The organism is Streptomyces sp. NPDC019890 (assembly GCF_044903445.1).
GTDB lineage: Bacteria > Actinomycetota > Actinomycetes > Streptomycetales > Streptomycetaceae > Streptomyces.
Window position 1 is genome coordinate 470833 of record NZ_JBJDQK010000004.1, and the last position, 12492, is coordinate 483324.

Genomic DNA, 12492 nt, shown 5'->3' on the forward strand with positions numbered 1-12492 from the left:
GGGGAATCGTTCGGCGAATCAGTGGCCCAGACCCCTGGGACTGCCTACCATCGATCACCGCAGGGTCTTGTGCACCGAAGCACAATCACGCCGGGAGGCTCCTTTGCACCGCCGCCGTCGCACCGCGCTCGCCGTCTCCGCCGCTCTCCTCTCCGCCGCGCCCCTCCTCGCCGCCTGCGGCAGCGAGGCCCACCCGGGCGCCGCCGCCGTCGTCGGTGGGGAGCGGATCGAGGTGGCCACCGTCCAGGCGAAGGTGAAGGACGTGCGCGCCGCACAGCAGCGCTCGCCCCAGGCCGCCCAGCTGATCAAGGACAGCGGGCAGCTCAGCCGCGCCAAGCTGTACGACCTCATCGTCGAGGAGGTCGTACAGCGCGCCGCCGACGACGCCGGGGTCACGGTCAACCGCAAGGAGATCCTGGACGCGCGGGCCGCGCTCGTGCAGCAGTCGGGCGGCGAGGAGCAGCTGGCCGCCATGTATCTCCAGCAGCGCGGCGTCGCCCCGGACCAGCTCAACGACGTCGTACGCCGCGACATCCTGGTCAGCAAGCTCGCCACCGCTCTCGGCGCCACCAACACCCCCGAGGGCCAGCAGAAGCTCAACCAGGCCTTCACCGCGGCCGCCAAGGCGCTGGACATCGACGTCAACCCCCGCTTCGGCGTCTGGGACGACAACAAGCTGGAGCTCGGCAGCTACAAGGCTCCCTGGATCAGCCAGGTCAGCAAGGAGCCGGAGCCCGTCGAGGCCGGTGCGTAGGTCCTGTCCGGCCGATCTTGCCGGGCTCGGCCTGGCCCGGGGTAGGTTCGAGGGGTGACCACCGAAGCACCCGTCGCCCCCGGCCGTATCGTCCTGCTCACCGCCAGCCACCGCGTGGCCCCCGGACTGCTGTCCTGGCCCGCGTGGCAGACGCTGCACGCGGCGGACCGGGTGCTGTGCGCCGACGAGGGGCACCCGCAGCTGCCGTATCTGCGCGAGGCGGGGATCGCCGTGGAGATCACCGCCGTCACCGCGCAGGAGCTGGTCGACGCCTGCGCCGGCGGGCGGACCGTGGTCATCGTCCCCTCCGGTGAGGGCGACCAGGCCCTGACCGACGGGCTCGCCCGGCTCGCCGGGTCCGGGCGGGTGCAGATGCCGGACCTGGAGCTGCTGCCGGGCTCGTACGACCTGCCCGGCGCCCGCCTCCTCGACCTCGTGCAGGTCATGGACCGGATCAGGCTCGAATGCCCCTGGTCCTCGCAGCAGACCCACAAGGGCCTCGCCAAGTACGGCATCGAGGAGGCGTACGAACTCGTCGAGGCGATCGAGGACGGCGACCGTGACGAGCTGCGCGAAGAGCTCGGGGACGTACTGCTCCAGGTCGTCTTCCACGCGCGCATCGCGGAGGAAGGCCGCGAGGAGGACGGTGCGGAGCCGTTCTCTGTCGACGATGTCGCCGGGACGATCGTCGAGAAGCTGATCCACCGCCACCCGCATGTCTTCGGCGACGAGAGCGCCGAGACCCCGGAGGACGTCAAGGAGCACTGGCTCCGCACGAAGGCGATAGAGAAGCAGCGTGACTCGGTGACGGACGGCGTGCCGCTCGGCCAGCCCGGCCTTGCGCTGGCCGCGAAGCTCGCGGGCCGGGTCCGTACCGCGGGACTGACCGTGCCGCTGCCCGCCGGCGAAGGCATGGGGTACGAACTGCTGGCCCTCGCCGTCCGTGCCGAGGCGTCCGGCACCGACCCGGAGGCCGCGCTGCGGGCTGCTGCCCGGGCCTACCGCGATGCGATCCGGGCCGTTGAGGGGCAGGAGTGAGCGCTCAGCCCGAGCTGTTCACCTGGGAGTTCGCCACCGACCCCTACCCTGCATATACCTGGCTCCGGGAAAACTCGCCGGTCCACCGGACCACCCTCCCCAGCGGGGTCGAGGCATGGCTGGTGACGCGGTACGCCGATGCCAAGCAGGCCCTCGCCGACCAGCGGCTCAGCAAGAATCCCGCGCATCACGACGAGCCCGCGCACGCCAAGGGCAGAACGGGCATCCCGGGCGAGCGCAAGGCAGAGCTGATGACGCATCTGCTGAACATCGACCCGCCCGATCACACCCGGCTGCGCCGCCTCGTGTCGAAGGCGTTCACCCCGCGCCGAGTCGCCGAATTCGCGCCGAGAGTGCAGGAGTTGACGGACCGGCTCATCGACGGGTTCGCGGAGAAGGGGGAGGCGGACCTCATTCACGAGTTCGCGTTCCCGCTCCCCATCTACGCCATCTGCGACATGCTCGGCGTCCCGCGCGAGGACCAGGACGACTTCCGTGACTGGGCGGGGATGATGATCCGGCACGGCGGTGGGCCGCGCGGAGGCGTCGCCCGTTCGGTGAAGAAGATGCGCGGCTATCTCGCGGAGTTGATCCACCGAAAGCGGGAGGAGCCCGGCGACGACCTGATCTCCGGACTGATCCGGTCCAGCGACCACGGCGAGCACCTCACCGAGAACGAGGCCGCTGCCATGGCCTTCATCCTTCTCTTCGCGGGTTTTGAAACCACCGTGAACTTGATCGGTAATGGGATCTACGCCCTGCTTCGTCATCCGGAACAGCGGGAGCGGCTCCAGGCGTCCCTCGCCGCCGGTGAGACCGGGCTGCTGGCCACCGGCGTCGAGGAACTCCTGCGCTACGACGGGCCCGTGGAGCTCGCGACCTGGCGGTTCGCCACCGAGCCGCTCGTCATCGGCGGCCAGGAGATCGCGGCGGGCGATCCCGTACTCGTCGTGCTCGCGGCCGCGGACCGGGACCCGGAGCGGTTCGCCGAACCGGACACCCTCGACCTGTCGCGGCGCGACAACCAGCATCTGGGATACGGGCACGGCATCCACTACTGCCTCGGTGCGCCGCTCGCCCGGCTGGAGGGGCAGACCGCGATCGCCACGCTGCTCAGGAGAATGCCGGACTTGCGGCTTGCGGGTGATCCAGCCGATTTGCGGTGGCGTGGGGGACTCATTATGCGTGGATTGCGCACACTGCCCGTTGAGTTCAGGACTCGACAGATCTGACGGTCTGTCAAGACTGTGACTTTCACGTGATCTCCGCTGCATCGACTTGTGACATGCCTTCCTATGCAGCTACTTTCACTGCCGTCTCGGCAGTCACGCGAAAGGCAACCGCATGCTCTCCGGTAATGGTCGACACCGCCGCCCCCGTCAGGCTCCGGCCATCGTTGTCGCGGCAGGTGTGACCGGATCGGCCATCGCGATCCCCCTTCTCGGTGCCGGTTCGGCCTCCGCCGCCGACGCCTCCATGTGGGACCGGGTCGCGGAGTGCGAGAGCGGCGGCATGTGGATGGCCGACCTCGGCAACGGCTTCTACGGCGGGCTGCAGTTCTCGCAGGAGACCTGGCAGAGCTTCGGCGGCACCGCGTACGCGGCGCGCGCCGACCTCGCCAGCCGCTCCCAGCAGATCGCGGTTGCGGAGAAGGTCCTGGAGGCGCAGGGCCCGGCGGCCTGGCCCGGCTGTGCGGCGATCGCGGGGCTGAAGAACGACGGCGCCGCGACCGGCGTCGACCCGGGCGTCCTGCCCCTGCCCGGCCAGAGCGCCCCGGCGGCGCCGGACGCGCCGGACGCGCCCGACGCGTCGCCGAAGACGACCGAGCCGTCCGAGGCCGCGGAGCCCTCTGCCGAGCCGTCCGCCGAACCGTCCGCGGACGCGACGGAGCCGGCGACGCCCGATGCCACTCCGAGCGCGGACGCGGGCGTCGACAGCGGAAGCGGTAAGCACCGCGGCGAGTCCGCCCCGGAGGAGACCGAGCCGGGCAATACGGACAACACGCGCGAAGCGGGACGTCATGCCTCGCGAAGTGACGGCCCAACACGCGCCGAAGCGGACAAGAGTGACACTTCGGACGTCCCGTCGGGCGAGTACACCGTCCAGGCGGGCGACAGCCTGTCCGCGATCGTCAACAAGGAGAAGCTCTCCGGCGGCTGGACCGCGCTCTACGAGGCGAACCGGGGGACCGTCGGCGACGACCCCGACCTCATCCTTCCTGGCCAGAGCCTCGATCTGGGCGCGAAGTAGCGGCAGTTCGCGGGCTTATGTCCGAGTCTGCGCAAGTGAGACATGAGTCTCTTTGTCCCAACTGGCATGACTCGTCGGGCGGAATCGCTCATTCCGCCCGCTACCTGCGGAAACGAGTGTTACCGGAGAGGCGAGATGGGCGATTTCTCCCCGATGTTCATCTTTTGAACATCGGGGAGAGGTGTGTCTACGGTCTGACCGCTCGCCATCGCGGGCACCACTGACCGTCACGCCGAATCCTGCCGTCGGTCGGGGGGAGTAGTCGTCGCGTAGAGCGCCGAAGGCAGGAGCGGGGGACCCAAGGTAAGCGCCGGCCCCGGCCACTGAGAGGTGGTCACCAACCGGCTAGGGGTGAAGTCGCGCGCTAGGACGCACGACCGGGCAACTCACAGGCCCGAACCCGACAGCTCACCTCGTAGGCGTCGGTGAGGAGACGTTCCATGCTGTTTTCCAGCAAGGGCAAGCACCGCCGCCCGTCGAAGACCACTCGCATCGCCACGCTCGCCGGTGTCACCGGTGCCGCCTTCGCCGTCCCGCTGCTCGGCGCGACCTCGGCCTCCGCCGCCACCGCCGCCGAGTGGGACCAGGTCGCCCAGTGCGAGTCCGGCGGCAACTGGTCCATCAACACCGGCAACGGCTTCTACGGCGGCCTGCAGTTCACCAACTCCACCTGGGCCGCCTACGGTGGCACCGCCTACGCCTCGCGCGCCGACCTGGCCTCCAAGGACCAGCAGATAGCCGTCGCCGAGAAGGTCCTCGCGGGCCAGGGCAAGGGCGCGTGGCCGAACTGTGGCGTGGGTCTGTCCAACGCCGCGTACGACGGCGGCTCCGCCGACTCCGGCACCGCGCAGCAGGCGAAGCCCGCCCCGAAGCGCGCCGAGGCCCCCACCACCCGCTCCGCGCGCCCGGCCGCTCCGAAGCCCGCCGCCAAGGCCACGGGCTTCAAGAAGGGCGACGGCGAGTACAAGGTCAAGGCCGGCGACACGCTCAGCAAGATCGCGCAGGCCGAGAAGGTCAAGGGCGGCTGGACGAAGCTGTTCGACCTGAACAAGGACATCATCAGCGACGCCAATGTGATCTACCCGGGCCAGCAGCTCCACCTGAGCTGACCCGAGGTCCCGGGCCGGCAGCTCCACCTGAGCCGGCCCCACCCGGACTTCTGCATCAGTTGTCCGGGACCGGACATCCGGACCCCGGATTCCGGTGGACCCGGCGGCCCACCGGAAGCGGCGGACCCCCGTCCCCCAGCCACCCCGGCTCGGTGCGTTTTCCCCCGTACGCACCGGGCCGGGGTTCTGTCTGTCGTCCCCCGCCTGCCGCCGCAGGCCGTTACCCGCTGGTAGACCTTGTACCCCTTTGTCCGCTGCCGCGAGCCTTGGGGGCCTTTTTTGTCCCAGCGGGCGGGCATCGGCTGGCCACAGCCCTGGAGCCGGTTAGGCTCATGTCGCAAGGCCAAAGAGACCCTGCACTTCAAGCGTCACATCCCAGAAGGAGATGCTCGTGCCGTCCATCGACGTCGTCGTAGCCCGGGAAATCCTGGACTCCCGAGGCAACCCCACGGTCGAGGTCGAGGTTGGCCTCGACGACGGCAGCACGGGTCGTGCTGCTGTTCCGTCCGGCGCCTCCACCGGTGCGTTCGAGGCTCTTGAGCTCCGCGACGGTGACCAGAACCGCTACCAGGGCAAGGGCGTCGAGAAGGCTGTCCTCGCCGTCATCGAGCAGATCGGCCCGGAGCTCGTCGGCTACGACGCCACCGAGCAGCGCCTGATCGACCAGGCGATGTTCGACCTGGACGCCACTCCGGACAAGTCCTCCCTCGGCGCCAACGCCATCCTCGGCGTCTCCCTCGCCGTCGCGCACGCCGCCTCCGAGGCCTCCGACCTGCCGCTCTTCCGCTACCTCGGCGGCCCGAACGCGCACCTGCTGCCCGTTCCGATGATGAACATCCTGAACGGCGGCTCGCACGCCGACTCCAACGTGGACATCCAGGAGTTCATGATCGCGCCGATCGGCGCCGAGTCCTTCTCCGAGGCTCTGCGCTGGGGCGCCGAGGTCTACCACACCCTCAAGTCCGTCCTGAAGACCAAGGGCCTCTCCACCGGCCTCGGCGACGAGGGCGGCTTCGCGCCGAACCTGGACTCCAACCGCGCCGCCCTGGACCTCATCCTCGAGGCCATCAAGCAGGCCGGTTACGCCCCGGGCAAGGACATCGCGCTGGCGCTCGACGTCGCCGCGTCCGAGTTCTACAAGGACGGCCTCTACGAGTTCGAGGGCAAGTCCCGCTCGGCCGCCGAGATGACCGAGTACTACGAGGAGCTCGTGGCGGCCTACCCGCTCGTCTCCATCGAGGACCCGCTCTTCGAGGACGACTGGGCCGGCTGGAAGGTCCTCACCGACAAGCTGGGCACCAAGGTCCAGATCGTCGGCGACGACCTCTTCGTCACCAACCCGGAGCGCCTGGCCCGCGGTATCGAGGACGGCGCCGCGAACGCCCTTCTCGTCAAGGTCAACCAGATCGGCTCGCTGACCGAGACCCTGGACGCCGTGGAGCTCGCCCAGCGCAACGGCTTCAAGTGCATGATGTCCCACCGCTCCGGCGAGACCGAGGACGTCACGATCGCCGACCTCGCCGTCGCCACCAACTGCGGCCAGATCAAGACCGGCGCCCCGGCCCGCTCCGAGCGCGTCGCCAAGTACAACCAGCTGCTGCGCATCGAGGAGATCCTCGACGACGCGGCGGTGTACGCGGGCCGCTCGGCGTTCCCGCGCTTCAAGGGCTGAGGCCCGCAGGGTGTTTGACGCCCGTACGGGGCTGAGGCCCGCAAGGCGCTGACGCCCGTAAGGGGCTGAGGCTCCCGCCTGCATACGTCCCCGGTCGCGGTCCCGTACCGTGTCCGGGGACGTACGCGCGTAACGGGGAGGCGAGATCATGGCACGCAAAGGGGACCAGGACCGGTTCTCCACCGCGACACGGCTGCGGCTGCTCGGGGAGCAGACCGCCGCGCGCGTCTACCGTTCGCAGAGCCGCCGCCAGGACCGCCGCTCCCGGCTCACCGGCCGCGCGGCCTTCCTGGCACTGGTGGTCTGCTCGCTGGTTGTCGCGCTTGCGTATCCGATGCGGCAGTACGTGTCCCAGCGCGCCGACATAAACGATCAGGAGCGCCGGATGGCGGACGCCCGGCAGCAGGTCGAACGGCTCCGGGACGAGAAGGCGCGCCTCCAGGACGACAAGTACATCCAGCGCCTCGCCCGTGAGCATCTGCATCTGGTGCTGCCGGGCGAGACCGGCTACACCATGATCGACCCCGACGCCGCCGAGAAGCGCCGCACCGAAGAGGGGGCGGCCGACCGCCCTTGGTACTCCAACGTCTGGGACGGCGTCGACAACGCCGACACGCGCCGCTAGCGCGGCACCGCAATCATGGGGCGGCCAGGACCTCAGCCGTACCGCACGGCAGCGGACCCGCCGGGCCGCCCGATCACGAACCGAACGAGAAGACAGACGCAGGCATGGAAACCCCTCCTCCCACCACTGCACCGACCGAGCCCACCGACGCGGACATCGCCGCGTTCAAGAAGCAGCTCGGCCGCCCGCCGCGCGGGCTGCGCGCAATCGCGCACCGCTGCCCGTGCGGACAGCCGGATGTCGTCGAGACCGCGCCCCGGCTGCCCGACGGCACGCCCTTCCCGACGCTGTACTACCTGACCTGCCCGCGGGCCGCGTCGGCGATCGGCACGCTGGAGGCGAACGGCGTGATGAAGGAGATGACCGAGCGCCTCGCCACCGACCCGGAGCTGGCGGCCGGGTACCGGGCGGCGCACGAGGACTACATCGCGCGCCGTGACGCGATCGAGGTGCTGGAGGGCTTCCCCAGCGCGGGCGGCATGCCCGACCGGGTGAAGTGCCTGCACGTGCTGGTCGGGCACTCGCTCGCGGCCGGGCCCGGCGTCAATCCGCTGGGCGACGAGGCGATCGCGATGCTGCCTCAGTGGTGGAGCAAGGGTCCGTGTGTGAGCCCTTGTGAAGAGGAGGACAAGAAGTGACCCGGGTCGCCGCCATCGACTGCGGTACGAACTCCATCCGGCTGCTGATCGCCGACGTGGACCAGGAGACCGGTGAACTGGTCGACCTGGAACGGCGGATGATCATCGTCAGGCTCGGGCAGGGCGTCGACAAGACCGGCCGACTCGCGCCCGAGGCGCTGGAGCGGACGTTCGCCGCGTGCCGCGAGTACGCCGCGCAGATCAAGGAGTACGGCGCCGAGAAGCTCCGCTTCGTGGCCACTTCGGCGTCGCGCGACGCCGAGAACCGCGAGGACTTCGTGCGCGGGGTGCTCGACATCCTGGGCGTGGAGCCCGAGGTGATCACCGGGGACCAGGAGGCGGAGTTCTCCTTCATCGGTGCCACCGGGGGTCTGCCGGGACATGAGGAGCGCCTGGTGGTGGACATCGGCGGCGGCTCGACGGAGTTCGTCGTCGGCGACGAGCATGTGCAGGCCGCGCGGTCGGTCGACATCGGCTGCGTACGGCTGACGGAGCGGCACACACTGAGCGACCCGGCGAGGCCGGAGGAGATCGCGGCCGTCCGCGCGGACATCGAGACGGCGCTCGACCTGGCGGAGGAGACCGTCCCGCTGCGCGAGGCCCGCATGCTGGTCGGCCTGGCCGGTTCGGTGACGACGGTGGCCGGGATCGCGCTGGGCCTCGACGCGTACGACTCGGCGGCGATCCACCACTCGCGGATCTCCTACGAGCAGGTACGGGACGTCACCGAGGCGCTGCTGAAGTCCACTCACGAGGAGCGCACGCGGATCTCCGTGATGCACCCCGGCCGGGTGGATGTCATCGGCGCCGGGGCGCTCGTACTGCTCGCGATCATGGAGCGGACCGGGGCGCGGGAAGTGGTCGTCAGCGAGCACGACATCCTGGACGGGATCGCCTCGTCGATCGCGTAGAGCCGGTCCTGGAACGAACTTCGTGAAGTTCTTCACAAGGAAAAGTGCCCTGATGGGGCCCTGGAGGGGCGCCTTGGAGAGGTGAAAGGCCCCTCCGGCCTGTGAATGGGGCCCTCGGTCGCGTATCAAGGGCGGCGCGGCGCGTGTTGCGGGGGTGTGAAGCGGGCCGGTGGTCCACGTCGCGGCGGCCGCGTAGCGGCAGCTCACGAGGGGTGAACAACGTCCGCCCCTATACCGTGGTTCCCCTGCGGTGCCATGACCTCGGTCACGTGGGCCGCGCAGTGTAGCAGAGGTGGGTCCATAGCTTGTGAAGGGGCTCACGAGCACCCCCTCAGAGGGGGGTGGATACTCGATGGCATGAGCACCACGGAGCGTCCCAGGATCCTCGTTGTAGGCGGTGGGTACGTAGGCCTGTACGCAGCTCGACGCATTCTGAAGAAGATGCGTTATGGCGAGGCGACCGTCACGGTCGTCGACCCGCGCTCGTACATGACGTACCAGCCCTTCCTCCCCGAAGCTGCCGCCGGCAGCATCTCGCCTCGGCATGTCGTCGTCCCGCTGCGACGCGTGCTGCCCAAGGCGGAGGTGCTCACCGGCCGAGTCACCACCATCGATCAGGACCGCAAGGTCGCGACGATATCGCCGCTGGTCGGCGAGGCGTACGAGCTGCCCTTCGACTACCTGGTCGTGGCGCTCGGCGCGGTCTCCCGCACCTTCCCGATCCCCGGCCTCGCCGAACAGGGCATCGGCATGAAGGGCATCGAGGAGGCCATCGGCCTGCGCAACCACGTGCTCGAGCAGCTCGACAAGGCCGACTCCACGACGGATGAGGACGTCCGCCGCAAGGCGCTGACCTTCGTCTTCGTGGGTGGCGGCTTCGCCGGCGCGGAGACCATCGGCGAGGTGGAGGACCTGGCGCGCGACGCGGCCAAGTACTACGCGAGCGTCAAGCGCGAGGACATGCGCTTCGTCCTGGTCGACGCGGCGGACAAGATCCTTCCCGAGGTGGGCCCGAAGCTGGGCAAGTACGGCAAGGAGCACCTCGAGGGCCGCGGCATCGAGATCTACCTGTCGACGTCGATGGACTCCTGCGTGGACGGCCACGTGGTGCTGAAGAACGGCCTCGAGGTCGACTCCAACACCATCGTGTGGACGGCCGGTGTGAAGCCGAACCCGGCGCTGGCGCGCTACGGCCTGCCGCTGGGGCCGCGCGGTCACGTCGACACCGCGACGACGCTTCAGGTGCAGGGCACCGACTACATCTGGGCCGCGGGCGACAACGCGCAGGTTCCGGACATGGCGGCGCGCAAGGCCGGCGTCGAGAACGCCTGGTGCCCGCCGAACGCGCAGCACGCGCTGCGTCAGGCGCGGGTCCTCGGCGACAACGTCATCTCCGGTATGCGGGGCTTCCCGCAGAAGGAGTACAGCCACGCCAACAAGGGTGCGGTGGCCGGTCTCGGTCTGCACAAGGGCGTCGCGATGATCGTCATGGGCAAGGTGAAGATCAAGCTCAAGGGCCGTCTGGCGTGGTACATGCACCGTGGCTACCACGGCATGGCGATGCCGACCTGGAACCGCAAGATCCGGGTCTTCGCCGACTGGACGCTGGCGATGTTCCTGAAGCGCGAGGTCGTCTCGCTCGGCGCGATGGAGTCGCCGCGCGAGGAGTTCTACGAGGCGGCGAAGCCGGCGCCGTCGGCGTCCGTGCCGACCCCGGAAAAGGCGAAGGCCTCCTAGCCCACCCCGAAGGGGCCGCCCGCCATCCGTGGTGCGGGCGGCCCCTTCGGCATGCCCGGGGCGACTTTGCCCACCCGCCCGCCCTTGACCGGGGGCGCGGCCCCCGCTCCCCGGCCCGGCAGCTCCCCGCCACCCGCCCCGCGTTGGACCATGATCTTTCCGCGCGGCCCCCGGGGCGCGGGGTTGCCCGTGCGCCGGTGCGCGCTTCTGTGCGCCGGGGGGTGGCTCCCAGGCGTACAGCCTTCTGAGCGCGGGCCCGGCGCCGCCTCGCCGTCCCTCGTACCGGGCCCGGCCGCAGGTCGACGCATTTTGCTGGCGTATTGCAACTGCGCGGGAAGCCCGCGATGTGATCGGATTGTTCACTGAAGTGCGCGCTGGAGCAGTTCTGGGATCCATCGTCACGGAGGTGTGCGCCATGGGCGACGCCGCGATGCGGCTGATCACTCTTGCCGAGGAGTTGCTGGGAGCCCCGTTCCCGGTTCGGGTGCGGGCCTGGGACGGCAGTGAGGCCGGGCCGCCAGGTGCGCCCGTACTCGTCGTACGGCACCGGCGTGCCCTGCGGCGGCTGTTGTGGCGGCCGGGGGAGCTCGGGCTCGCCCGGGCCTGGGTCGCCGGGGAGATCGATGTCGACGGAGATCTGTACGCCGCCCTCGACGTGCTCGCCGGGATCGTCTGGGAGCGCGAAGAGCAGGGCGAGGACACACGTGCCGTCCATCCCCTGCGCGACCCCCGCCTGCGCGCCGCCGCCCGCGGCCTGCTGAAGATCGGCGGTGTGCTCCCGCCTCCGCCCCCGCCCGTCGAGGAGGTCCGCAGACGCAGGGGCGGCCCGTTGCACACCAAGCGCCGCGACAAGAAGGCCATCAGCCACCACTACGACGTGGGCAACGGCTTCTACGAGCTCGTCCTCGGGCCGTCGATGGTCTATTCGTGCGCGTACTGGACGGACGGCGGCACCCTCGAAGACGCGCAGCGCGACAAGCTCGAACTCGTCTGCCGCAAGCTCGCCCTCAAGGAGGGCGACCGGCTCCTCGACGTCGGCTGCGGCTGGGGCTCCATGGCCATCCACGCCGCCCGCGAGTACGGCGTCCAGGTCACCGGCGTCACCCTCTCCCGGGAGCAGGCCGCCTACGCCCGCAAGCGCATCGCCGAAGAGGGACTCACCGACCGGATCGAGATCCGCGTTCAGGACTACCGGGACGTCAGGGACGGTCCGTTCGACGCCATTTCCTCCATCGGTATGGCCGAACACGTCGGGGCGGTCCGCTACCACGAGTACGCCACCCAGCTCCTCTCCCTCCTCAAGCCCGGCGGCCGGCTCCTCAACCACCAGATCGCCCGCCGCCCGGAGCAGGACGAATCCGCCTACCACGTGGATGAGTTCATCGACCGCTACGTCTTCCCCGACGGCGAGCTCGCACCCGTGGGCAGTACGGTCACGCTCCTCGAGCAGGCCGGGTTCGAGGTGCGGGACCTGGAGGCCATCCGCGAGCACTACGCCCTCACCCTGCGCCGCTGGGTCGCCAACCTGGAGGCGAACTGGCGTCAGGCGGTACACCACAGCTCCCCGGGACGGGCCCGTGTCTGGCGGCTCTACATGGCCGCCTGCGCGCTGTCCTTCGAGCGCAACCGGATCGGCGTCAACCAGATCCTGGCGGTGAAGACCCCGGACAGCGGAGCCTCCGGGCTGCCCCTGCGCGCCCGCGACTGGCGCTGAGAACAGACGTGGCGGACCTCCGGCCCCGCCGGGCTGGGGGTCCG

At 70.0% G+C, this 12492-nt stretch carries 11 protein-coding genes and 1 riboswitch; all 11 genes read left to right on the forward strand.

Going from position 1 to position 12492, the window contains the following annotated elements; genetic code table 11:
- Positions 1-103 precede the first annotated feature (103 nt).
- The 11 genes from ACI2LP_RS14420 to ACI2LP_RS14470 all read left to right on the forward strand — a co-directional run bounded on the left by ACI2LP_RS14420 (position 104) and on the right by ACI2LP_RS14470 (position 12448).
- A complete protein-coding gene (locus ACI2LP_RS14420; protein WP_404724842.1) occupies positions 104-754 on the forward strand; it encodes a SurA N-terminal domain-containing protein in 651 nt (216 codons plus the stop codon).
- 54 nt (positions 755-808) lie between these two features.
- On the forward strand, positions 809-1792 hold the full coding sequence (locus ACI2LP_RS14425; RefSeq protein WP_404724843.1) for a nucleoside triphosphate pyrophosphohydrolase: 984 nt from the start codon (positions 809-811) through the stop codon (positions 1790-1792).
- Positions 1789-3024 (forward strand): cytochrome P450, encoded by a 1236-nt coding sequence (locus tag ACI2LP_RS14430; protein WP_404724844.1) that lies wholly within the window; start codon positions 1789-1791, stop codon positions 3022-3024. Before ACI2LP_RS14425 ends, ACI2LP_RS14430 begins: the two co-directional genes overlap by 4 nt.
- Before the next feature lie 112 nt (positions 3025-3136).
- A complete protein-coding gene (locus tag ACI2LP_RS14435) occupies positions 3137-4042 on the forward strand; it encodes a transglycosylase family protein (protein ID WP_404724845.1) in 906 nt (301 codons plus the stop codon).
- A gap of 265 nt (positions 4043-4307) precedes the next feature.
- A riboswitch (cyclic di-AMP (ydaO/yuaA leader) is annotated at positions 4308-4479 on the forward strand.
- Between the two features lie 3 nt (positions 4480-4482).
- Complete coding sequence (locus ACI2LP_RS14440; protein WP_404724846.1) at positions 4483-5151, forward strand: transglycosylase family protein; 669 nt, start codon at positions 4483-4485, stop codon at positions 5149-5151.
- Between the two features lie 385 nt (positions 5152-5536).
- Positions 5537-6823 (forward strand): phosphopyruvate hydratase, encoded by a 1287-nt coding sequence (eno, locus tag ACI2LP_RS14445; protein ID WP_360884865.1) that lies wholly within the window; start codon positions 5537-5539, stop codon positions 6821-6823.
- A 148-nt stretch (positions 6824-6971) separates the two neighbouring features.
- Positions 6972-7448 carry a septum formation initiator family protein gene (locus ACI2LP_RS14450; RefSeq protein WP_404724847.1) on the forward strand — a complete coding sequence of 159 codons (477 nt, stop codon included), beginning with the start codon at positions 6972-6974 and terminating at the stop codon, positions 7446-7448.
- A gap of 104 nt (positions 7449-7552) precedes the next feature.
- Positions 7553-8086: a DUF501 domain-containing protein gene (locus ACI2LP_RS14455; RefSeq protein ID WP_404724848.1), complete on the forward strand. Its 534-nt coding sequence runs from the start codon at positions 7553-7555 to the stop codon at positions 8084-8086.
- Positions 8083-8997, forward strand: coding sequence for an exopolyphosphatase (locus tag ACI2LP_RS14460; protein ID WP_404724849.1), 915 nt, complete (start codon positions 8083-8085; stop codon positions 8995-8997). The genes ACI2LP_RS14455 and ACI2LP_RS14460 overlap by 4 nt, the downstream gene beginning before the upstream one ends.
- 357 nt (positions 8998-9354) lie before the next feature.
- Entirely contained in the window at positions 9355-10734 is a 1380-nt protein-coding gene (locus ACI2LP_RS14465; RefSeq protein WP_404724850.1) for an NAD(P)/FAD-dependent oxidoreductase, read from the forward strand.
- A 415-nt stretch (positions 10735-11149) separates the two neighbouring features.
- Positions 11150-12448, forward strand: a complete 1299-nt coding sequence (locus ACI2LP_RS14470) for a class I SAM-dependent methyltransferase (RefSeq protein WP_404724851.1) — start codon at positions 11150-11152, stop codon at positions 12446-12448.
- Positions 12449-12492: the final 44 nt, after the last annotated feature.